Origin of the sequence: Levilinea saccharolytica (genome assembly GCF_001306035.1) — a bacterium.
Classification (GTDB): Bacteria; Chloroflexota; Anaerolineae; order Anaerolineales; family Anaerolineaceae; genus Levilinea; species Levilinea saccharolytica.
The window spans coordinates 213,913-236,227 of the sequence record NZ_LGCM01000039.1; the positions used below are offsets into that span (position 1 = coordinate 213,913).

At 62.0% G+C, this 22,315-nt stretch carries 23 protein-coding genes; 7 read left to right on the forward strand and 16 right to left on the reverse strand.

Features of this window, described 5'->3' with window-relative positions; all coding sequences use genetic code 11:
- Nucleotides 1-46: 46 nt before the first annotated feature.
- The 7 genes from ADN01_RS11815 to ADN01_RS11845 all read right to left on the reverse strand — a co-directional run bounded on the left by ADN01_RS11815 (nt 47) and on the right by ADN01_RS11845 (nt 8,362).
- A complete protein-coding gene (locus tag ADN01_RS11815) occupies nt 47-1,045 on the reverse strand; it encodes a Gfo/Idh/MocA family protein (protein ID WP_062419863.1) in 999 nt (332 codons plus the stop codon).
- A 3-nt stretch (nt 1,046-1,048) separates the two neighbouring features.
- Nucleotides 1,049-2,128 carry a DegT/DnrJ/EryC1/StrS family aminotransferase gene (locus tag ADN01_RS11820; protein ID WP_062419864.1) on the reverse strand — a complete coding sequence of 360 codons (1,080 nt, stop codon included), beginning with the start codon at nt 2,126-2,128 and terminating at the stop codon, nt 1,049-1,051.
- The gene (locus ADN01_RS11825) at nt 2,125-2,730 is read right to left on the reverse strand and encodes an acyltransferase (RefSeq protein ID WP_062419865.1); all 606 of its coding nucleotides are present in this window, start codon (nt 2,728-2,730) and stop codon (nt 2,125-2,127) included. The genes ADN01_RS11820 and ADN01_RS11825 overlap by 4 nt, the downstream gene beginning before the upstream one ends.
- A 124-nt stretch (nt 2,731-2,854) precedes the next feature.
- The gene (locus ADN01_RS11830; RefSeq protein WP_062419866.1) at nt 2,855-3,988 is read right to left on the reverse strand and encodes a glycosyltransferase family 4 protein; all 1,134 of its coding nucleotides are present in this window, start codon (nt 3,986-3,988) and stop codon (nt 2,855-2,857) included.
- Between the two features lie 6 nt (nt 3,989-3,994).
- Complete coding sequence (locus tag ADN01_RS11835) at nt 3,995-4,954, reverse strand: glycosyltransferase family 2 protein (RefSeq protein WP_062419867.1); 960 nt, start codon at nt 4,952-4,954, stop codon at nt 3,995-3,997.
- A complete protein-coding gene (locus tag ADN01_RS11840; protein ID WP_062419868.1) occupies nt 4,951-6,825 on the reverse strand; it encodes a glycosyltransferase family 39 protein in 1,875 nt (624 codons plus the stop codon). The genes ADN01_RS11835 and ADN01_RS11840 overlap by 4 nt, the downstream gene beginning before the upstream one ends.
- Nucleotides 6,803-8,362, reverse strand: coding sequence for a hypothetical protein (locus tag ADN01_RS11845; RefSeq protein ID WP_062419869.1), 1,560 nt, complete (start codon nt 8,360-8,362; stop codon nt 6,803-6,805). Before ADN01_RS11845 ends, ADN01_RS11840 begins: the two co-directional genes overlap by 23 nt.
- A gap of 230 nt (nt 8,363-8,592) precedes the next feature.
- Here ADN01_RS11845 and ADN01_RS11850 point away from each other — a divergent pair, with 230 nt between their 5' ends.
- Entirely contained in the window at nt 8,593-11,790 is a 3,198-nt protein-coding gene (locus ADN01_RS11850) for a ligand-binding sensor domain-containing diguanylate cyclase (protein ID WP_062419870.1), read from the forward strand.
- A gap of 87 nt (nt 11,791-11,877) precedes the next feature.
- Here the strand turns inward: ADN01_RS11850 and ADN01_RS11855 are convergent, their stop codons facing one another.
- From ADN01_RS11855 to ADN01_RS11890, 8 genes are all read right to left on the reverse strand, one after another.
- Complete coding sequence (locus ADN01_RS11855; RefSeq protein WP_062419871.1) at nt 11,878-12,186, reverse strand: hypothetical protein; 309 nt, start codon at nt 12,184-12,186, stop codon at nt 11,878-11,880.
- A 52-nt stretch (nt 12,187-12,238) separates the two neighbouring features.
- Entirely contained in the window at nt 12,239-12,676 is a 438-nt protein-coding gene (dtd, locus tag ADN01_RS11860; RefSeq protein ID WP_062419872.1) for a D-aminoacyl-tRNA deacylase, read from the reverse strand.
- A gap of 4 nt (nt 12,677-12,680) precedes the next feature.
- Nucleotides 12,681-13,595 (reverse strand): zinc ribbon domain-containing protein, encoded by a 915-nt coding sequence (locus ADN01_RS11865; RefSeq protein WP_062419873.1) that lies wholly within the window; start codon nt 13,593-13,595, stop codon nt 12,681-12,683.
- 124 nt (nt 13,596-13,719) lie between these two features.
- Nucleotides 13,720-14,214 (reverse strand): ribosomal protein S18-alanine N-acetyltransferase, encoded by a 495-nt coding sequence (rimI, locus tag ADN01_RS11870; protein WP_147238937.1) that lies wholly within the window; start codon nt 14,212-14,214, stop codon nt 13,720-13,722.
- A gap of 14 nt (nt 14,215-14,228) precedes the next feature.
- Nucleotides 14,229-14,897 carry a tRNA (adenosine(37)-N6)-threonylcarbamoyltransferase complex dimerization subunit type 1 TsaB gene (gene tsaB / locus ADN01_RS11875; RefSeq protein ID WP_062419875.1) on the reverse strand — a complete coding sequence of 223 codons (669 nt, stop codon included), beginning with the start codon at nt 14,895-14,897 and terminating at the stop codon, nt 14,229-14,231.
- 3 nt (nt 14,898-14,900) lie between these two features.
- Entirely contained in the window at nt 14,901-15,395 is a 495-nt protein-coding gene (tsaE, locus tag ADN01_RS11880) for a tRNA (adenosine(37)-N6)-threonylcarbamoyltransferase complex ATPase subunit type 1 TsaE (RefSeq protein WP_062419876.1), read from the reverse strand.
- Nucleotides 15,382-16,548: an MGDG synthase family glycosyltransferase gene (locus ADN01_RS11885; protein WP_082142987.1), complete on the reverse strand. Its 1,167-nt coding sequence runs from the start codon at nt 16,546-16,548 to the stop codon at nt 15,382-15,384. Before ADN01_RS11885 ends, tsaE begins: the two co-directional genes overlap by 14 nt.
- Entirely contained in the window at nt 16,523-16,735 is a 213-nt protein-coding gene (locus ADN01_RS11890) for a DUF951 domain-containing protein (protein WP_201778676.1), read from the reverse strand. The genes ADN01_RS11885 and ADN01_RS11890 overlap by 26 nt, the downstream gene beginning before the upstream one ends.
- A 116-nt stretch (nt 16,736-16,851) precedes the next feature.
- Here ADN01_RS11890 and ADN01_RS11895 point away from each other — a divergent pair, with 116 nt between their 5' ends.
- The 5 genes from ADN01_RS11895 to ADN01_RS19295 are packed head-to-tail and all read left to right on the forward strand — an operon-like array spanning nt 16,852 to nt 20,873.
- Nucleotides 16,852-17,496 carry a site-2 protease family protein gene (locus ADN01_RS11895; protein WP_062419877.1) on the forward strand — a complete coding sequence of 215 codons (645 nt, stop codon included), beginning with the start codon at nt 16,852-16,854 and terminating at the stop codon, nt 17,494-17,496.
- Nucleotides 17,496-18,494: a prephenate dehydrogenase gene (locus ADN01_RS11900; protein WP_062419878.1), complete on the forward strand. Its 999-nt coding sequence runs from the start codon at nt 17,496-17,498 to the stop codon at nt 18,492-18,494. The genes ADN01_RS11895 and ADN01_RS11900 overlap by 1 nt, the downstream gene beginning before the upstream one ends.
- Nucleotides 18,495-18,502: 8 nt before the next feature.
- Nucleotides 18,503-18,763: a GIY-YIG nuclease family protein gene (locus ADN01_RS11905; protein ID WP_062419879.1), complete on the forward strand. Its 261-nt coding sequence runs from the start codon at nt 18,503-18,505 to the stop codon at nt 18,761-18,763.
- A 3-nt stretch (nt 18,764-18,766) separates the two neighbouring features.
- Nucleotides 18,767-19,936, forward strand: coding sequence for a galactokinase (gene galK / locus ADN01_RS11910; protein WP_062419880.1), 1,170 nt, complete (start codon nt 18,767-18,769; stop codon nt 19,934-19,936).
- 52 nt (nt 19,937-19,988) lie between these two features.
- On the forward strand, nt 19,989-20,873 hold the full coding sequence (locus ADN01_RS19295; protein WP_075071158.1) for a hypothetical protein: 885 nt from the start codon (nt 19,989-19,991) through the stop codon (nt 20,871-20,873).
- An 85-nt stretch (nt 20,874-20,958) separates the two neighbouring features.
- On the opposite strand, the gene ADN01_RS11920 is transcribed toward ADN01_RS19295, so the two are convergent.
- Nucleotides 20,959-21,510, reverse strand: a complete 552-nt coding sequence (locus tag ADN01_RS11920; protein WP_062419882.1) for a phosphoribosyltransferase family protein — start codon at nt 21,508-21,510, stop codon at nt 20,959-20,961.
- A 144-nt stretch (nt 21,511-21,654) separates the two neighbouring features.
- Between ADN01_RS11920 and ADN01_RS11925 the strand changes: the two genes are divergently transcribed.
- Entirely contained in the window at nt 21,655-22,284 is a 630-nt protein-coding gene (locus ADN01_RS11925; RefSeq protein WP_062419883.1) for a uracil-DNA glycosylase, read from the forward strand.
- Nucleotides 22,285-22,315: the final 31 nt, after the last annotated feature.

Below are 22,315 nucleotides of genomic sequence, written 5' to 3' on the forward strand. Positions count from 1 at the left end.
GGAAATATCAAAACCGCAGCGCCCTGTGTCTGTGTTGATAAGCAGCTTAGACTTCGACCACCTGGTGTTTCAGGCCCGATTCAACCAGGGCCAACGCCAGACGCAGCGCCTTCAGCCCGTCCTCGCCCGTCACCGCCACAGGGGCCTCGCCCCGCACGGCCTTCAGGAAGGCCTGCAGCTCGGCTTTGAGCGGTTCGTAGCGCTGGAGCGAATAGCGCACCATGCTGCCTTCGCTGACGCCCTTCAGCACCCGCAGCGCCGGGTAGTTATCCGCGGCGGCCTGCGCGTTTTCAAAGAAATACAAATCCTGCACCAGATCATCCACCCGGAACAAACCGCGTTCGCCCAGCACCAGCACTTCGCGCACCTTGGTGGGGGTCAGCCAGTTGATTTCCAGCGCGCCGGTGATGCCTTCGGGGAAGCGCAGCATGCCGAAGAGCAGGTCTTCGTGATCGGTGTGAATGCGCTGCTCGGTTTCGGCGTACACCCGTTCGGGGTCCATGCCAGTCAGGAAGCGCATGATGTCCACGTCGTGGGGGGCCAAATCCACCACCACGCCCACATCGCGGATGCGCGCCGGGAAAGGCCCCGCCCGGCGGCAGAAGATCTGGAAAATGCGTCCCAGTTCGCCCCCCTGCAGCTTCTGTTTCAGGGCCTGCAGCGCCGGGTTAAAGCGCACGATATGCCCCACCATCAGCTTGCGGTTCAATTCCCGCGCGCGTTCAATGATGTGCTGGCCTTCTTCCAAGGTGGCCGCGATGGGCTTTTCCACCAACACATCCGCGCCCGCCTCCAACGCCGCCAAAGCCACCTCTTCGTGCATGGCGGTGGGCACGGCGATGGTCACGGCTTCGGGCTTCACCTGCGCCAGCAGTTCGCGGTAATCGGTGAAGGCCGCCGTGCCAAACTGGGCACCGATGGCCTGCGCCACCGTGGGGTTCGCGTCCGAAACCGCCACCAGCTCGGCCTCAGGCAGTTCGTTGTACACTCGCGCGTGGTTCTTGCCCATCGAACCCACGCCGATCACGGCCACACGCGTCGCCATGGTTTAGGCTCCCATGAAGGTGTTAATGGCCTTCACCACCGTTTCCAGATCGGCCTGCGAAAGCGAGGGGTGCACGGGCAGCGACAGCACTTCCAAAGCCGCTTTTTCGGTTTCGGGCAGGGTCTGGTTGTAGCCCAATTCCTGGGTATAGAGCTTCTGCTTGTGGATCGGCACGGGGTAATACACCTCAGAGCCGATGCCCTGTTCCTTCAAATAGTCGCGCAGCGTGTCGCGTTTGCCGTCCGGCACGCGCACGGTGTACTGGTGGTACACGTGGCCGTAGCCTTCAGGCACAAACGGCGTGGTCACGCCCTTCAGGTGGGCGTTATAAAAGGCGGCGTTTTCCTGGCGTTTGCGGTTGAAGAGATCCAGCTTGCCAATCTGCGCCAGGCCGATGGCGGCGTGAATATCCGTCATGCGGAAGTTGAAGCCCAACTCATCGTGGTAGTAACGCACGCGCATGCCGTGGTTGCGGATCACGCGGCAGGCCTCGTTGACGGCGTCGTCATTGGTGGTGATCATGCCGCCTTCGCCGGAGGTGATATTCTTGGTGGGGTACAGCGAGAACGCGCCCGTGCCAAAGGCACCGGCTTTCGTGCCGCGGTAGGTGGCGCCGTGGCTCTGGCAGGCGTCTTCAATCACCGCCAGGTTGTACTTTTCGGCCAGCTTCATGATGGGATCCATGTCGCTCACCAGGCCGAACAGATGCACGGGCATGATGGCTTTGGTGCGGGGGGTGATGGCGGCTTCGATCTGGCTCACATCCAGGTTGAAGGTGCGCGGGTCAATATCCACAAACACCGGCCGCGCGCCCACATACAGCACTGAATTGGCCGAGGCGATGAAGGTGAAAGCCGAGGTGATGACCTCGTCCCCGGCGCCAATTTTGTGAGCCAGCAGGGCCACGTGCAGCGCGGTCGTCCCCGAAGAGGTGGCAATCGCGTGGCGTGCAGCGCACATCTGCGCAAAGGCATCTTCAAAAGCTTTCGTGCGCGGCCCCTGGGCAATGATGCCCGAATCCAAAACTTCTAAAACCGCCTGTTTTTCCTCAGGCCCCATTACGGGTTTTGCCATGTTAATCATCGAACACTCTCCCAAACTTGAGCAGGAATTTTCACCAACGTATCACATTCCTCGCAGCGGGCCACGACCAGGTCGCCTTCGCGGTGGTCGCTGTGCAAAGATGCGCCGCAGGCGCAAACAAACGCGCGCAGCCGCGCCGGGTTGCCAAACACCAGCCCGTGCGCGGGCACGTCGCGGGTGACGACGCTGCCAGAACCGACCATAGCCCATTCCCCAATGGTGATGCCGCAGCGGATGGTGCTGTTGGCCCCCAGGGCCGCGCCGCGCTGAATGCGCGTTTCGCTCAGCACCCAATCATCTGCGCTCTTGGGTGAGCCGTCCGGGTTGACGGCCCGCGGGCGCATGTCATTGGTAAAACACACGTGCGGCCCAATGAAAACGCCGTCCTCGACCGTCACGCCGTGATAGACCGAGACATAATTTTGAATTTTGACGTTATCGCCAATTTGCACACCAGCATCCACATAAACGCCTTTGCCGATGTTGCAATTTTGGCCCAGGCGCACACCGGGTCGGATCTGACACTGATGCCAGATGCTGGTGCCCTCACCGATGGTGGCCTGATCAGAGACTTCCGCAGTAGGATGGATACGAACCGCCATGCCTGCTCTCCAGTTTTCCCAACTTGGTAAAAGATCAGCGCAGAACGCGCTGTAAAACGCAATTTAACCCTGCCCTCAGACAAAAATTCAGCGCGTTTTCAGGCGCGCCGGGGGTGTACGGAATCTACGCCGGTTGCCGGACGTCTTCCAGAATTTTCGCGTAGGATTCTACCACACTCTCCAGATCGAATCTCCGCGCCGATTCTCGGCTGGCTTTGCGCACCTCCAGCAGATGCTGCGGGTCGCGGATCAGGGCTCGCAGTTTTTCGGCAAAACCGGCCTCGTCCCGCGGGTCGTGGCAAAAGCCGTTCACACCCTCCTGCACCAGCTCCACGTTGCCGCCCGCACGGCTGAGCGCCAGCGCCAGGCCCATCGCCATGCCCTGCACGCCCACCACGGGCAGCCCCTCAGAAAAGGACGGCAGCAGCAGCACGTCGCTGCGCCCAAACCAGCCTAAAACCTGCCGCGGCGTCAGCCACCCCGGCAGAGTGATGCGCTCGCCCAGGCCCAGCCGGGCAATTTCTGCCTCCACCTCAGCGCGCAGCGGCCCGTCGCCAATCAGCGCGCACTTCCAGGGCAGGTCGGTGATCTGGCTCAAAATGCGCACCAGACCCAGGGGGTTTTTCTGTTCCATAAAGCGCCCCGCAAAAACGATGCGCGGCGGATCGTTGATTTCCAAATCGCCGGGGTCCAGTTCTTCCAGATCCACGCCGTTGGGGATCACCGCCACCGGCACGGGGTAATGCTTCAGCGCCAGGCCGCGGGTGAATTCACTGACCGCCACCACCCGCCGCGCCCGCCGCCAGATAAGGCGGCTGAAGGGCAGCACCCAGCGGAACCATTTGCCCGTTTTTTCGGGCGTGCCCCCGGGCACATCCCCCAGATGGGCGGTGAGCAGGTAGGGCGTGCCCGTCAGCACCGAGAGCGCCCAGGCGCTGGCCCCCGCCGGAACCGCAAAATGCACGTGGATCACATCCGGTTTCCAGGTGCGGATGGTGCGCAGACCTTCCCAAAAGCTGGCCCACACATAACCCACCATCGCACGCAGATCGGCTCGAAAACTTTCGCGCCGCAGGGATTTCAGCCGGTGCACATGCACCCCCAGGACTTCGCGGTGTTCCGGAAGATCCCCCCAACTCGCCGTTAACACGCGCACTTCGTGCCCGCGTTTGGCCAGGCCCGTGCACAAATCTTCGGCCACGCGGCCGCCGCCGCCGCCCACCGGTGGGTATTCATGGATCAGGGTGAGAATACGCATGAGGGATCAGTCGTTCTTGCTGGGGTCGGTGTTGATGCGTTTCCGCACCGTGTAGGTGGGTTTTCCCTGAGATTCATGGTAGGTGCGCACTTGCAGCTCAGCGATCAGGCCCATCAGCATGCTTTGGAAGCCCATAATCGCCACCATCGTGGCCACCTGGAAGAGGGGTGAAGCCAACACCGACACCCCAAAGCCCACCCGCCGCACAAACAGGTAGAGCAGCACCGCAGCGCTGAGGGCAATCAACCCCAGGCCTGTGCCGCCGAACAAATAGATCGGCTTGTTGCCGAAGCTGCTCAGGAATTTGACCGTGAACAGGTCCAAAATCACCTTGACCGTGCGCTCCAGCCCGTACTTGGTCTTGCCAAATTTGCGCGGGTTGTGATTCACCGGCAGTTCGATGATGCGCGCGCCGTAGGAGCTGGCGTACACGGGGATAAAGCGGTGCATCTCGCCGTACAGGCGGAAGCCGGTGATCACCTCGCGCCGGTAGGCCTTCAGCGTGCAGCCGTAATCGTGCAGATGCACGCCCGTCACCCACGAAATCAGCCCATTGGCCAGGTTCGAAGGCAGCGTGCGGGTGATATAAGCGTCTTTGCGCTTGGCGCGCCAGCCGCTGACCACGTCGTAGCCTTCTTCAATCTTTTGCAGCAGCATGGGGATGTCCGCGGGGTCGTTCTGCAGGTCCGCATCCATGAGCACAATCACTTCGCCGTCCGAATGATCAATCCCCGCCGCAATCGCCGCGGTCTGCCCAAAATTGCGCCGCAGCGAAACCACCCGCAAACGCTGATCCTTGGCGGCCAACTGCTCCAGCACTTTCAGGCTGCCGTCGCGGCTGCCGTCGTCCACCAGGATCACATCCCAGGCAACTGCAAGGGGTTCCAGGGCTTTCAGCAGGGCTTCATACAGCATGGGCAGGTTTTCCTGCTCGTTATATACCGGGATAATCACGGACAGATTCATGGATTTCTCCGAAAAATATGGATAGCTGAATCCGGGCGGCACCCCACCACCGGTTCAGACGGGGCCAACTCATCAAAAGCGCGCGCGTTGTCAGCGTTTTTGGTGAAGTTGACCACATATTTATCCTCAATCAAGGCGTAGTCGGTTTCGCGCAGCCATTCCGCGCCGATTTCTTTGCTCCAGAAGCCGTTTTTCAGCAGATTGTCGCGCTTACCGCCTTCGCGGTAAGTGTACCAGTGATTCAATTGTCCGGGGAAGATTCGCACATCCGGGATATACAGCAGGGGCAGCGGCGTGGTGTCGTTCAGCCAATAGACCAGCGACCCCGCCGGGATGATGCTGGCCAGGTGCGCCCCGGCAGCCTCGTGCGAAGCAATCACATCCTGGGCGCACAGATTGGTGCGAAACCGTCCGCCGCCCAGAGCCGGCGTGGGCGAAAGCAGTGCACCCAAACCCCAAAACAAGGCCAGCGCCGCCAGCCCAAAGTTCACCCGCCGCGCGCGCCGCCGCGAGGCCAGCGCCCAAACCGCCGCCAGCACCGTCAGAGCCAGCCCTACCCCCAGCCCCGCCAGGGCTGGAAGCAGCAGCCGCAGGGTTTCGGGCGAAAGGGCGAACTTATTGGCAAACAGCCGCCACAGCTCGGTCGTCCCCGGCAGCAAGCGCCCACCGGCCACGCGCGGCACGGTCAAATCCATCACCGCATAGCCGATATCGCGCCAGGCCCCGTAGCCCAGCCCAGCCGCCCCCAGTACCACCGTCAGAGCCAAAAGCCCCTGGCGCAGCGCGCCCGGCCGCCGCACCCAGGCCGGAAAGGTGACCGCCACCAGCAAGATCGCCGCCGGGATGAAAAAGGTCAGATAGCCGGAATAGCAGAACAGGCAGTAATCTTTGGCCACCGACACCCAGTAATGCGCCGCGGCCATCAACACCACAAACACGCTCAAGCATACCCCCGCGCGAAAGCGCCAGGCTTCTGCCCAGCTGCGCCGCGGCGGCCACAAGATCCACGCAAAGACCGCCCCAAACAGGGCCAAAAAGTTGTAGCGCATGCCTTCCCAAAACACGCTCAACTGGGTCAGCCCGTCAAAAGAGGGCGCATACACGGCTTTGCCGCCCGCCAGACTGAGGTTCAAAAAATCAAACAAGTCGCGGAAGCCGTCCGGCATCCACGGCAGCCAGATTTTCATGATGTTGGGCCAATAGGGGATGTGCCCGGCCGCAAACAGACCCGCCATCACCCCGCCGCTCAGCCAGGCGGCACGCCTGCCGTGCTGCCAGGCGATGTACACCCACAGCAAGGCCATCAGCGGGGCCATATTCTGGCGGGTAAAGACCACCGCCACGGCCAGCGCCGAGCTGAGAGCCAGTTCCCAGCCTTTGCGCCCAGGGCCCAGCGCTAGCACCAGGCTCCAGGTGAGCAGACAGGCCACCTGCACCTGGGTGAGGGCCTGCGAATAGATAAAGAGGTTGGCCGGGCTGACCACCATCATCAGCACCGCCAGAGTCCCCCACCAGCGCCCGCCCAGCCGTCTGCCGCCCAGGTACAGGCCCGCCAGCATGACCGCGCCCAAAAACACGGCAAAGTAGCGTCCCGTGCGCAGCCCCGGCGAAAAGAGCATTTGCGGCAGACCCGGCAGCAAAAAAGCCAGGGGCATCTTGTTGGTGTTGGGGCCGTAATCCTGGAAGGGGCGGTAATCTCCCTGAAGGTAGAGCAGCCCCTTCATCAGATAGGTACCCTCATCCATGGTGACGTCTTGGTAATGGGCGTACACCAGTCCCTGGCCGATATAGACCAGGCCCGCCAACAGCGCCGCCGCCAGCGGCAGCCAGGGACGGCCAGCCAGCCGTCTAATCCGCTCGCGGATGGCCATGCTCTTTCTCCCGCAGCCGCCGGTACAGCCCCTTGCCCGCGTCCCACAGCAGGCCGCTGCCCAGCACCACTGCGCTCAGCACGCTGATCATCAACACGTTCTGCCAGAAGGGCAGGCGTTTCCACAGGTGGAAATAGCGGCTGAAATACCAGTTGGTAAAGTAGCCCAGAAAGATGATTTCCACCAGCAGCCAGCGCACCAACCACCAATCGCGCCGATCCCAGGCGCGCAGCACCCCCCAACCCGCCAGCAGGGCCATGAAGGGGATGAAGGTCACGCGGTAGCGCGGGTTATCCCACAAATCGCCACCCGCGCGGATGGAGCTGATCAGCAGCCACACCAGCACAAAGCCCGCCGTCCACAGCAAAATGCGTTTTTCCTCCGGCGCGGCTTTCCACACCGTGAAGAAGGCATACAGCAGCAGCGGCGCCAACGCATACCAGCCCGCCGCGCGGAAAATGGCGATGACCTTCCAGATGAGGATGGCGTCATCCGCGATGGCCGCCGGAAGCACCGGCTGGGCCAGCCCATAGGCCGCCAGAATGGGCAGGCGGAACTGCTCCCCGGCCTCTTGAATGATCTTGACCACCCAACCCTGAGCCGCCTCGGTGCGGTTGGCGTCCCATAAGAAAGCGTCGCGCAGCCAATCCCAGCCAAAATAAGCCACGCCCACCCCGCCCACCAGCAAGGCCAACGCCCCGCCCCAGGCCCAGGCGCGCGAGCGCGGCGCCAGGTGTTCGGCCCAGAACCACACCACCAACACCCCCGCCACCGCCACCGCCACGCGCGAAGATACCAACAGCATCCCCGCCAGGCTGAGCACCAGCCCCGCCCGCGCCGCCCACTTATCCTTAAAATAGGCCAGCACCCCCCACAAGGCGATGCCCGTCAGGCCGATCAAGAAGGGCTCGCGCATTTGTGAGCTGCCAAAGAGGATGCTGTCGGGGTACAGCACCATGATCCAGCCCGCCAGCGTGGCCAGGCGTTCGTTAAAGCGGAAGCGCACCCCGCGCCAGAAAAAGGCCGTCCCCAAGGCCGTGGTGAAAGCGCCCAAGATCAGGATCAAAAACGGGCGCTGCACATCCGGGCTGAGGTAGCGGTACACAAAAGCGCTCGTTGCCAGCAAGCCGCCGTATTGATCGGTCTTGAATTCTTCCGCAAAGGATTTAAGCAGCGGCTCCTGAGCCTTAACAATATCCCAGGCCTGGTTATCGCGCCGAAAAGCATCGTAAAACAAATAGCCGCGGTTTTGGGTGAGGGTGTCGTAGCCGTACTCCGGCAGCAGCTCCATCACCAGCACGCCCACGCCCAAACGAAGGAAGAAAGCCAGCGCCACCATCCAGGCCAGCGTGCGGCCGGCGCCCGCTTTTTGCCAGGCAAAGATCAACCCCCAAAGACTCAAGCTTAATAACAGCGTTGAAGACAGCCACCCGATCCAGAAATTCCCGGCAGGCCCCAACGCCGTGAGCACCGCGCCCAAAACGGCCCCGCCGCCCAGCGCAGAAAAAAGACGTGTCCGCCCGTTCATCGCGTTCATCACCACCTGTGTGGGGGCCGGCAGTTGGCTTGCACCGGCCCGCGTCTGTATGGAATGTGGATAATTGTACCAGACGAAGCGCCCCACACACGGTGCACCCGCGGCTTGCCTCTAAAATTATTATTTTCAAACCAATTTGCAAATCAATTTAATAATGCAATCTCTTGCAAGATCCTATACAATAGAGATGGTTAACCGTTTCTTTTTGGTTTTTCACCAGGAAGTTAAAAATGAAAATGATCCGCGCGTTTGCCTTAGCCCTTTTGGGAGTCTTGACCGTATTAACCGGCAGCATGAGTGAACGCGTGCAGGCTGCCAGTGCACCCACCAACCCTTACCATCAAAATGTGCGCTTTGAACGCCTGACCGTGGAAGACGGCCTGCCCAACTCCACCGTCTTGTCTGTCCTTCAGGATCAGCAAGGATTCATGTGGTTCGCCACCGCCGACGGCGCCGCCCGCTACGACGGCTACACCTTCACCACCTTCCGCCACGACCCCACCAACAAAAACAGCCTGAGCAACAACAACACCTTTGCCCTCCTTGAAACTCAAGATGGGCTGATCTGGATCGGCACCGACCCCGGCGGGCTGAACGTGTATGACCCCGAAACCGGCCAGTTCCGCCTGTACCTAAACGAACCCTCCAACCCGAACAGCCTGATCAACGACAGCATCTGGTCGCTGATGGAAGCCCAGGACGGCAGTGTGTGGATCGGCACGCGCGGCGGCCTCAGCCGCTTGGACCGCAGCACCGAAACCTTCACCAATTTTGCCCCCGACCCCGAAAACCCGCGCGCCCTGGCCGGGGCCGTGGTGTACCGCATCTATCAAGACAGCGCCGGGACGATTTGGGTCGCCACCCGCAACGGCCTGCAGCGCTACCACCCCGAAAGCGGTGATTTCACCTTGTATGCCCACGACGACAAGGACCCCGACAGCCTGAGCAGCAGCAATGTGTGGGCCATGCTCGAAGACAGCCAGGGCAATTTTTGGGTGGGAACCCGCGGCGGCGGCCTGAACCTCTTGGACCGCGCCACCGGCAAGGCCGCTGCCTTCAAACACGATCCCAACGACCCCACCAGCCTCAGCGATAACAACCTGTGGAATATCTTTGAAGATTCGCACGGCAACCTGTGGGTCACCACTGAAAACGGCGGCATCAACCTGTTTGACCCGCAAACCGGAACGTCCCGCGCCTTTAAAAACAACCCCAACGACCCCTCTACCCTGAGCAACAACGACGTGTTTTGGGTCACCGAAGACCGCTCCGGTGTTTTGTGGTTCACCAACCGCTACGGCGGGGTTAACAAGCTCTATCCCTCCCTGTGGCGTTTCGGCCTGTACCGCACCATCCCCGGCGACCCCAACACACTGAATTCCAACAATATCTACAGCATTCTGGCCGAAGAGGACGGCGTGATCTGGATTGGCACGTTTGGCGGCGGCCTCAACCGCTTTGACCGAAAAACCGGCACGATGACCGTCTATCAAAACGACCCCAACGACCCCACCAGCCTGAGCAACAACAAAATCTATTACATCTTCCGGGATGAACAGGGGGTGCTGTGGGTGTCCACCTCGGGCGGCGGGCTGAACCGTATGGATCCGCAGACCGGCCAGTTCACCGCCTTTAAGTACTCCGCTGACAAGCCCAACGTCATCGGCAGCAGCTTTACCACCACGATTGAATCGGCGGGCAGCGGCCGCCTGTGGGTGGGAACCCTGGGCTACGGCCTGGACCTCTTTAACACCCGCACGGGCGAGATGGATAAGGAATACTTCCACGATCCTGAAAACCCCAACAGCCTGAGCGAAGACACGGTCTACGATCTGGCGGTGGATTCTGAGGGGAATGTGTGGATCGCCACCGCCCGCGGGGGCGTGAATTGGCTCAACCCCAAAACCGACACCTTCGGCCACTACCGCCACAACGCCGATGACCCCACCAGCCTGCTCAGCGACACCGTGTATTCGCTGTATCTGGACGAAACCAACGGCGTGCTGTGGGCTGGAACCACGGACGGCCTGAGCGGCCTGGACCTTGCCGAGCACACCTGGCAGAATTACACCACCCGCGACGGCCTGCCCAGCGATTCGATCATGGCGATTGAACCCGGGGTGGAAGGCGAGTTGTGGATCAGCACGGGCAAAGGCATCAGCCGGTTTAAGATGGCCGAAAAGAGCTTCACCAATTACGATTCGCGCGACGGCCTGCAAGGCGACCAGTTTGAGATCGCCAGCTCGCGGCGCGGCCCCGACGGTGAGCTTTTCTTCGGCGGTCCCAACGGCGTCACCTTTTTCTACCCGGATCAAATCCAAACCAACCCCTACCTGCCGCCGGTGGTGTTCACCGATTTTCAGTTATTCAACCAATCGGTGCCCGCGGGAAGCAAGATGCTGGCCAAGCCCATCGAACGCACCGACCAGATCCAGCTCACCTACGACCAGTCCGTGTTCACCCTCAAATTTGCCGCGCTCAGCTATCAGCATTCCGCCAAGAACCTGTACCAATACAAAATGGAGGGCTTCGATAAAGACTGGTCGCCGCCGCGCAGTAAGCAGGATGTCACCTACACCAACCTGCCCCCTGGAACCTATACCTTTCGCGTGCGCGCCGCCAACAGCGACGGCCTGTGGAATCAGGACGCCGCCAGCATCCTCGTCATCAAAATCCTGCCGCCGTGGTGGTCCACCTGGTGGTTCCGCATTCTGGCCCTGCTGCTCATCGGCCTGATCGTTTTCGGCGGCATCCAAATGCGCATCAACCGCATCCGCAGCATTAACCGCGAGTTGGAACAGCGCGTGGTGGAGCGCACCCAAGAATTGGAGCAAGCCCAGACGCAGTTGTATCAGGTCAACGAGGAACTCAAAACCCAGTTGGCCGCCGTGACCCTGCTGGAAAAGAACGTGCGCGAGTTGGCTATTCATGATTCGCTGACCGGCCTGTACAACCGTCATCACCTGAGCGAACGTCTGGAGATTGAATACAGCCGCGCTCACCGCGAAAACCATCCCATCGCCTTCCTGCTGATGGATATTGACCACTTTAAGGATGTCAACGACACCTTCGGCCATCAGGCCGGAGACCAGGCGCTCAAAGCGGTGGCCGATGTGATCACCCACCACACCCGCCCCACCGACATCGCCTGCCGTTACGGCGGCGAGGAGTTCATGGTCATCCTGCCGGGTGTAGACCTGGAAGCTGCCCTGCACCGCGCCGAGGAACTGCGCGAAAGCATTCAGAACCTGGAAATTCGCTACCAGGATCAGATCATCCGCGTCACCCTGTCCATTGGCGTGGCGGTGTACCCGCAGCACGGCCCCAGCAGTGACGAAATCCTCTCGCATGTGGATGCCGCTCTGTACCAAGCCAAGCATGTGGGCCGCAACAGCGTCATCGCCTACGCGCCCACGCCCGCGGATTGAGCCGCAGGGGATCTGTACCTGCTTAAACGCGAAGCGGCTGCCGGAAATCGTTCGGCAGCCGCTGTTGTTGTTTTGTCAGCAAGAGGATCAGCTTTTCTTCTGATTCCAAACCACCGGCTCCGTGGACAGATCAATAGCAGCCTGAAGGGCTTCCTCCAGGCTGCCGCACACCCAATCATTCTCAACCTGCCATTCGATATCGCAGGAAAATTTGTAGAACTGGTTTTCCCCTGGGTAGCGGCAAATTGCAAACCCATGAATGGGTTTATAGGGCGTTCCGCCGCTGTATTCCATGATAAAAAACGGCTTTTGGGGATCAAACGCCCACAAAAGCACCTCCGCCCCGTCCAGTTCGTCGGGCGGCTCGAGGGTGCCGTGGTTGGGTAAAGTCGTCATAGGGCCAACTTCTTTCAGGGATTAACGATTTTCTGTTCTCTCTACGCCCCTGCTACATCTCCAACCAGATGGTCACCGGCCCGTCGTTGGCCAGCTCCACCTGCATGTGCGCCCCAAACACCCCTGTGGGCGCGCGCACGCCCATCTCGCGCAGCAAATCCGCAAAAAAATCCACCAGCGGGCGGGCCTGATCGGGCAGCGCCGCGCCGGTGAAGGACGGCCGGTTGCCTTTGCGCGTGTCAGCGTACAGGGTGAACTGCGAAACCACCAGCGCCTCACCGCCCGTATCCAGCAGGGAGCGGTTAATCTTGCCCTGGTCGTCTTCAAAAATGCGCAGCATGGCGATTTTTCGCGCCATCTGCCGGGCGGTCTCCTGGGTGTCCTGGGGGCCGACCCCCAGCAAAATCACCAGGCCAGGGCCAATCTTGCCCACCACCTGCCCATCCACGCTCACCTGCCCCCAGCGGGCCCGTTGAATCACCGCGCGCATCGCCCTAGCCCTCCATGCGCAGCCGCGAACCGCAGGTGCGGCAGAAGGCGTCGCCGGGTTTGGCCTGCTTGCCGCATTGGTGGCAGTATACCGGTTCTTCTCCAGGGGCAGCCTCACGCCGCGCATGGCGCAGCCGCCGCCCCTGGCGCGCCGCGGAGGTGCGCCCCGCCACCCAATACCAGGCCAGCCCGCCGACAATGAGCACCCCACCGGCCGCCGCCAACACCCAGGGTAAGGCCTGCGTCAGGCCGGTTTTGCCCTCGGTGTTCTGGTTAATGGGCGCCACAGGCATGACCAGCTGCAAATTGGCGCTCAATTGCTTGTCCGTTTTGTTGTATTGCGAAGACACGCGAAAAGGATTGCCCGCCTGCACCTTGCCCACCACAGAAGTGTAATAGGTCAGCCCGTCCTGTCCCTGGCGGCCGCTGCCCATCTCTGGCTGAAGGCGCATCTCAGTGGCGTTCACCGGCTGCTGAATCTGCACTGTGAGGGTGCGCACGGTGTAATCAGCCGGCCATTCAAAGGTGAAAGCGTGTTCCACCTCGCCGCGCGTCAGGCGCGGGTCGTAATATTCCAGCTGTACTTCCTGCGAAGCGGTGGTAAAGCTCACCCAGGTCCACTCGCCGTCTGGGCGGGTTTCAAAATCCAGGGTGTAGAGCACGCCGTCCATATCCTGGCTGGCAACATTGAAGGGTTCGCCCGCCTCACGGGGGATGCGCAGGGATACGCGCGCGGGCAGGCTGGCTTCGGGGGAGAGGGTCATGCGGTAGATGACCAACAGGCTGGGGCGGTCGTATTCGGGCCAAAGATCGATCAGCACGCGGTCCATTTCCAGCTCCGCCTGGGCCGCGCTGTGAACGGCGCTTTGGGGAACGATCAACCATACAACCAGCAGAAGCCACCCAATCCAGCGTTTCATGCCGCCTTCCTCCTCCATCCTCATGCCCGCCGCGCGGGTGTGTGGGATGAATCTTACCATAATTGTCATCGAAACAAAAACCGCCCGTGTGGGGCGGCAGGGTAAAGCGCATTGAAAACTGAGGTCACTCTTCCAGCAGGCGCTGCAAAGCGGCGGGATCCAGGCGGTAGAGTGACATTTGCAGGGCGTCTTCCTGGTTATCCTTATAGTAGCGGCGGCGCACCCCTTCTACGATGTAACCAAAGCGCTGGTACAGGGTCTGGGCGGCGGTGTTGCTGGCGCGCACCTCCAAAAACGAACGCGTCACCCCCTCTTGAGCCGCCGAAAGCAAGGCAGCAGCCAGCAGCTTGCGTCCCACCCCCAGCCGCCGGTAGGCCTCCGACACAGCCACGGTGGCGATGTGGCCCTCATCCAGAATTTTCCACAGCACCAGCAGCCCGGCGATGGCGGGCTGGCCCGCCGCATCGGTCACTTCGGCCACCCACAGGCGGCTGTTGGGGTTCTCGTTCAGCTCAAATTGAAATGAACGCGCCGGCCAGGGCAGGCTGAAGGAAGCCTGATCAATGGCCACCACCGCCTGCAAATCCTCGGCGCGCATCCGGCGAAGGGTCACGTTCACAGGCCGCGCTCCACCTAGCTCAGCCCCACGCCCGCCACATGCAGGTAAATGGGGGAAAGCCCCACCACCTCGTCCGTCTGGCCGCTCTGCCAGCGGTTCCAGGCCAGCTCGGCCAGGTACGAGGGGCGGCGCAGACCCTGGGCAGGGGAGGCCAATGTCACCTGCTTGTGACGGCGCAGCGCCTGGCGAGTTTCGGCGGTCAGCTCGCCGCATACCGTCACCGTCTGCTCATCCAGCTCGGCTTCCAGCTCGGCCAGGGTGGCGCCGTGGGCTTCGCCCTGCGCCTCCCAGCGCGCACCGCCAGGGGTATACCAGCCCACCGCCATGCGGCTGCGCCCGGCCTGCAGCACGCACACCAGGGGTGAGCGCGCCAGGGGTTGAGCCGCGGCCAGCACGTCCAGGGTGGGGACGCCCACCACGGGCAAATGCAGCCCCAGGGCCATACCCTTCACCAACGCCAGGCCGATGCGCAGGCTGGTGAAAGAGCCCGGCCCCAAAGCCACGCCCAACGCGCTCAACGCGTCGCTGGCGAGGCCGCAGCGCTTCAGCAGGCTGTCCACCGCCGGGGCCAGTTCCACCGTGTGGTGGTTGCGCGTCTGCCAGACCATTTCGCCCAAGACGCGGTCGCCGTCATATAACGCCAACCCCATCATCTGGGTGGAAGTATCCACTGCCATCAGCATAATTTAACCTCCAAAAGCGCGGCGGCGAAATTCGGACACCAGCCGCACGTAATGTTCACCCTCCGGCCGAAAAAGCATGGAACGCTGCTCATCGGCCACATACTGCATTTCCACCCGCAGGCGCTCGCGCGGCAGGGCGGAATCGATCCGCTCCGGCCATTCCACAATCAGCGCGCCCTGCTCCTGCATGATCTCCAGATCTAAATCTTCGGCTTCCAGCGCGCTTTGCAGCCGGTACGCATCCAGGTGATAAATGTGCTCCCCGGTCGGGCGGTGATACACATTCACCAGCACAAAGGTGGGGCTGGAAACCGCGTTCAAAGAACCCCAGCCCTGGGCGATGCCCTGCACCAGGGTGGTCTTGCCCGCGCCCAGATCCCCCGACAGGCAGACTACATCCCCCACTTGCAGCAGCGATCCCAGGCGAATGCCCAGGCGGCGGGTCTGTTCGGGGCTGCGGCTGGTGAATTCCAGACTGTTGGGTTCAAGAATGGGCATGTTCATCTCCTGAGGTCAGTCCCACGCGCTGCGCCAACAAGCGGGCAATCTGGCGGGCGGCCTGGGGACGCGCCAACCGGCGGCAGGTGGCGGCGGCATCCAGGCGTTCTTGGGGATGCTCCAGCCAGCGCCGCAGCGCGTTCACCACCGAATCGGGTTCCGGCGCCCACACCCCCGCCCCCTCATCCACCACAAAAGACACGTTGCCGTCCTCCTGCCCAGGCATGCGGCTGTAGAGGATAATGGGCAGCTCAGCGATAAAGGCCTCACAAATCGTGCCGGGGCCGGCTTTGGTCACCAAAATATCCGCCGCGCGCATAAAATCGGGCATTTCACGCACAAACCCATACACGCGCACGGGCATATTCCATTCGGTGCGCTCCAACTGCTCTTTCAGCTTGCGGTTGCGCCCGGCGATGATCACCAGAGTGGCGGGCAAATGCGCGGCGTTGATCGCCTCGGCCACGGCGCGCAGCGGCCCCATACCCTCACCCCCGCCCACCAGCAGCACGGCCGGGCCGTCCTGCGGCCAGCCTAACCCCGCGCGCAAAGCCGCGCGTTCCCCCACCGGGCGGCAGAAACGGTCTGCCACCGGCAGGCCCACCACCGCCAGCTTGTTGGGTTCAATGCCCAGCTTCAGCCCGCGTTGGCGGGCGGCCTCGGTGGCTACCACAATTTTTTCAGCGTGGCGGTCAAACCAGGCGGCGTGGGTGGAGACCATATCCGTGACCACGGTGTAAAAGGGGGTTTTACTGTTGGCCAGCCGCCGCCCCAGCGGGCCGTTGAACAGGGGATGCACCGAAACCAGCAGATCAGCAGGGTTCTCGCGCACCAGGCGGCTGATGGACAGGCGCACGTAAGGCCACAGGGCGTCATTTAACATGCGCGTGCGCTGCTTGCCGTCGCTGACCCGATACCCCAACCCCCACACATCCGGCACGCGCGACAGCGGCGGGTAAATATCCGGCGCCAGGTCTAACGGCTTGGGCGCATAGGCGCGGAACAAGTCAATCATATCGGCGCGCACCTGCCCAGGGAACTCCAGGTTCAGGGCTTCGATGATGGCTTCCGAAGCGCTGCGGTGACCGCCTCCGGTATCTGAGAATAAAAAGATGATTCGGGGAGTTTTACGAATCGGGTCCACCAGGCGCATCCTCTCGCGGCAGAATGGATTTCAGACGGCGGGCCAGTTCTCGGCGCGGCAGCAGAACTTTTCGGCCGCATTGGCAGCATTCCAGGCCAATATCAGCTCCCAACCGCACCACGCGCCACTCAAAGCCGCCGCACGGGTGCGGTTTCCGTAAAAGCACGTGATCGTCCTGGCGGAGTTCGGGCAGCACTTCGTGATTATACCACCCATGTTATAATCATGAACATCGGCGGAACGCGGGGCAAAGGCGTGCTTTAGCCAGCTCGCACACCGTTCTTGGCGGTCTTACCCAATAGAGGTTTTAACATGCTTGGTCTTTCCCCAGAAACATTAATCGTGCGCCTGATCATCCTGTTGATCTCGCTGCCGGTGCATGAATTCGCCCACGCCTGGACGGCGGACCGCTTTGGCGATACCACCCCGCGCCAATATGGGCGGCTGACCCTTAACCCTTTGCGGCATCTGGACGTGGTGGGCAGCCTGATGATCCTCTTCGCGGGCTTTGGCTGGGCCAAACCCGTGCCGGTGAACCCCTACGCCCTGGGGCGCAAGTCTCCGGCGGCGCTCATGTGGGTGTCGCTGGCCGGGCCGATGTCCAATTTTCTCATGGCCCTCCTGGCTGTCATCCCCCTGCGCGCCGGGTGGGTGGAGCCCAGCGCGTACAGCGGCCTGGCGACCTTCACCGCCTACGGCTTCCTCCTGGATTTTATCTACATTAACCTGACCCTGATGCTCTTCAACCTGATCCCCCTGGCCCCGCTGGATGGGGATAAGATTGCCGATTACTTCTTCCCGCCGTCATGGGCGCGTGCTCTGGAGCGCATTCGCCCCTACGGCCCCATGATGATCCTGGTGCTGTTCATCGGCCTGCCGTACGTGGGTGTGGACATTTACAGCATGCTCATCACCCCGGTTCTCTACAACCTTTTGTCCTTACTAGGAGTATTCTGATGAGCAAAATTCAATTGACCATCTTAGGCCTGGGCCAAATTGGCGCATCTCTGGGTCTGGCCCTCAAGGCCCATACCGATCAGGTCACGCGTGTGGGCAACGACCTGGTGTTGGAAACGGCCCGCAAAGCCGAAAAGCTGGGCGCGGTGGATCAGGTGCAGATTAACCTGCACACCGCCGTGGAAAAGGCCGATCTGGTAGTGCTGGCCCTGCCGCCGGATCAGGTGCGCGAGACCCTGGCAATCATCGCCTCAGACCTCAAGGACGGGGCCGTGGTTTTGGACTGCTCGCCGATGAGCCGCAGCGCCGCCCAATGGGCGCAGGAACTGCTTCCCGAAGGGCGCCATTTCGTCTCCTTCTGTCCCACCGTCAACCCTGCTTACTTGATGGACTCCACTCGCGGGGTAAACGCGGCACACGAGGACCTCTTCACCAACAGTCTGATCTACCTGGCCGCCCCCCCAGCCACCGACCCTGACGCGGTCAAATTGGCCGCGGATCTGGCCACCCTGGTGGGCTCCAAACCGGTCTTCTCCGATGCGCACGAGCTGGACGGCCTGCTGGCGGCGCATTTCCTCCTCCCCCGCCTCACCGCCGCCGCCCTGATCAACGCCACCGTGGATGAACCCGGCTGGCCCGAAGGGCGAAAAATCGCCGGAATCAGCTACGCGGGCGTGACTCACTTTGCCGAAGAGCAGGAAGAAAGCAAGAATCTGGGTAAATCGGCCCTGGAAAACAGCGACAACCTCGTGCGCGTGCTGAACAACCTCATCACCGCCCTGGTGCACCTGCGCGACGCCATCCAGAGTCAGGATGAAGAAAAGGTGCACAGCTGGCTGAAGCACGCCCAGGAAAGCCGCCTGACCTGGTGGGAACAGCGCCTGAAGAGCAATTGGGTCAGCACCTCGGCAGAACCACTGCCTTCCAGCACGCAAATGTTGGGCGGATTGTTCGGTTTGCGCCCGCGCGACAAAAAACGCGGTCCCGGCCAATCTTAACCGCCGCAATGCCGTTTTACTGTTATCTTGTCGAGTGTGCAGACGGCAGTTACTACGCCGGTTGGACGACCGACCCGCAGCGCCGCGCGCGTCAGCACAACCTGGGCCGCGGCGCTCGTTATACGCGCATGCACGGCCCGGTGCGCCTGGTGTATGTGGAAGAACAAAGCGACCGTTCGGAAGCCATGCGCCGCGAGCGGGCCATTAAAAAGCTGAGCCATGCGCAAAAAAAGGCGCTGGCCCAATCGTTTACACCATCCGTGGAGTGAAGTATGCAGCCTTCCATTTTCAATACGCTGGCCTCCCACATCCCCCAGGCGCGTTATCAAGTCACCGCACCTGGGCGGGTGAACCTTTTGGGGGAGCATGTGGATTACAACGACGGGTGGGTGCTTCCGGCGGCCATTGACCGCGCGGTGCACCTGTTGGCGGCCCCTCGCCCCGACCGCCGCGTGCGGCTGCATGCGCTGGATTTAGGCCAATCGGCCGAGTTTGATCTGGACGCGCTGGACAGCAAACGCAGCCCGCAGGGCGAACCGCTGCCCTCCTGGGCACTGTACCCGGCCGGGGTGGCCTGGGCTTTGGCCCAACGCGGGCTGCCCCTGAGCGGCGTGGAAGCCGTGTTTCAATCCAATGTGCCCATCGGCGCGGGTCTCAGCTCATCCGCCGCGGTGGAGGTGGCCTTTGCCGCCCTGTGGCGGCTGGCGGGCGGCTGGGAGATGGACAATATGACCCTGGCCCAGGCGGCTCAGGCGGGTGAAATTGGCTATGTGGGCGTCAACTGCGGCCTGATGGATCAATTTGCCAGCGCCAACGGGGTGGCGGATCACGCCGTGTGCCTGGATACGCGCACCCTGGCCTGGGAAGCCGTGCCCCTGCCCGCGGGCAGCGTGATTATCGTGGCCGATTCCGGTGTGCGCCGCACGCTGGCCACCTCGGCTTACAATGAACGCCGCGCCGCCTGTGAAGACGCAGTGCGCCGTCTGCAAGATCATCTCCCCCACATCCGCGCCCTGCGCGACGTCAGCTCAGAGCAGTTCGCGGCCCTCTCGGCCCACCTGCCCGCGCTCACTGCCCGCCGCGCCCGCCACGTGATCACCGAATGCGAACGGGTGCAGACCGCTCTGGAACTGCTTAAGAGCGCCCAGGCGGCCCCCTTTGGTCAGTTGATGTTCGCCGGGCACGCCTCACTGCGCGATGATTACGAAGTGAGCTGCCCCGAATTGGATACGCTGGTTGAAATTGCCCGCACGCTGCCGGGCTGCTGGGGCGCACGCCTCACCGGAGCTGGGTTTGGCGGGTGTACGGTGAATTTGGTGGCCGAAGACGCGGCTCAGACTTTCATCACAGAGCTGCGCGGGCAGTATCAGCGCACCACCGGCCGCAGCGCAGAGGTGTATTTGTGCCGCGCCAGCCAGGGTGTGACCGCCCAAACCGTATAACCCCCCTCCCGACCCCGAATCCTGACCCATTCGTTCTGTATTGGAGGATTCGATGCACACTTCCCGTACCTTGTGGACCCTGAAACGATTTTCCGCTCTGGCGGCATTGCTGCTGCTGATGCTGGCCTGCAGTTTGCCCCTGGGACGCACCACCCCGCCCGCCCCCACCGAGCCGCCCGCGCCGCCCGCCGCCCCAGCCGCTCCGGCTGCCCCGGCAACGCCAACGGACACCGCCGTCCCGCCCACCGAAGCCGCCCCCGTGCCGGATATCAGCTATCAGGGTGTGTCCTTCTCCTGGGAGGACGGCGTGACCGCCAGCGCCCGCCCCGAAACCCTCCCGGCCGCCGCTGGGGCCGACCTGCCCCCCTGGGAACAGACCCCCGAGATGATCCAGTTCACGCTGGAAGGCTACGCCCTCTCCGGCCAGTTCCACACCCCGGCTGTGCGCATTTATCCCATCGAAGCCTACGCGCAGATGAACGAGTACATTCCGGAGATGGTCGCCAATTTGACCGCCGTGCTGAACACCCAGCCCGCCAGCCCCGAAGCGATCCCTTCGCTGCCGCTGTGGAACGCCGGGCAGATGATGCAGGCCAAAGTTCGCTATCTGAACTTCCAAAACGGGCGCGGGGTGGCCTTTTTGACCCAATACGGCCAATCCTTCTGGCCGATCAACAACGAAAGTCTGTTTTACATGTTCCAGGGGCTGACCAACGACGGGCGTTTCTGGGTGTCGGCGGTGCTGCCTGTTAACCACCCTTCGCTGCCCGTCAACGGGGACGCGGCGGGCATCACCGATTGGGACGCCTTCGCAGAGGGCTTCACCAACTATGTGGCCAGCACCGAAGAAGCCCTTGCGGCCCAGGACGACGCCAGCTTCACCCCCAGCCTGGCCGCCCTGAACGCCATGCTGGAATCCATTCAGGTTTCGCGCTAACCCCAGCGAATTTCACCAATCAAAAAACTCCCCCAGGTTCGCTCTGGGGGAGTTTGTGTTGATATTTTTTCTATGGAGCGCAGGTTCAGTCGCTGAACACCGGCAGATGACCCAGCGAGATGATGTTGGCCCATTTGGCGCGCTCGCCCTCGGTGAAGATGGCCGCCTCGCCGCTGACCTCTGCGTTGGCCTTATTCATCAGCAGGCGCATGCCCTGCAGGGTGGAGCCGGTGCTGATGACGTCATCCAGGATGATGACCTTTTTGCCTTGCAGCAGCATCAGGTCTTTCTCGTCCAGGTACAGGGTCTGCGGCTCGCCGGTGGTGATGGACAGGGTCTGTGCCTGCAGGGCCTGGCCCATGTAGGGCTTGTAGGCTTTGCGCAGGATCACATAGGGCTTGCCGGTGACCACCGAAAGCTGGTGCGCCAGCGGGATGCTCTTTGATTCCGCCGTGACGATCACATCGTACACCACCGGCTTGAGTTTTTCAGCCAGAGCCGCTGCACAGGCGCCCACCAGCTCGGTGTCGCCCAAAATATTCAAAATAGCAATCCGCAGCCCAGGTTTCACCTGGAACAGGCGCAAATCACGCTGCACCCCGGCGATTTCAACAGGATAAACATCGCGCTTGGTCATTGAAGCATTCCTCCACAGCAGGATCAAAACTTGCGGCACAAAGTGTATCATAATTTGATGCGGATCAAAATGAGAAATTTCCCTCTTCCCCCTTCACAGAACATGTGGGGTAAAATAAATCCATTCTGACCGGAAGGAGCACCCATGCAGCCCGAAGTCGCCCTGCGCGAAGTTGCCCAAGCGGTATCCGTATGCACCCGCTGTGCCCTGCACTTCTCCCGCAAGCGGTCTGTGCCCGGCGAAGGCCCGGCTGACGCGCAGGTCATGCTGATCGGTGAAGGTCCGGGGTTTCACGAAAACGAGCAGGGCCGGCCGTTTGTGGGGCAGGCCGGAAAATTCTTGGATGAGCTGTTGGCCCTGGCGGGGCTGAAGCGCACCGAGGTGTTCATCACCAACGTGGTCAAATGCCGCCCACCGGGCAACCGCGACCCGCTGCCGGAGGAATTGAGCGCATGCAGCGCCATGCTTGAGCAGCAGTTGGAAATCATCCATCCGCGGGTGATCGTCACCCTGGGGCGCTTTTCGATGGCGCGTTTTTTGCCCAACGCGCGCATCAGCGAAATCCACGGCCAGCCGCGCTGGGTAGATGATGGGTGCATGATCGTGCCCATGTACCACCCCGCCGCCGCCCTGCACCAGCCCAAGCTGCGCCCCGATCTGGAAGCCGATTTTGCCCGCCTGCCGGGATATTTGCAGATGCAGCCCGGCCCGCAAAAGCCTTCTGTACCACCGAAGAAAGGAACCGAGGCTGAGACCCAATTGAGCCTGTTCTGATCCCCGCCTGGGGGCAATTCACTCGCGCTGC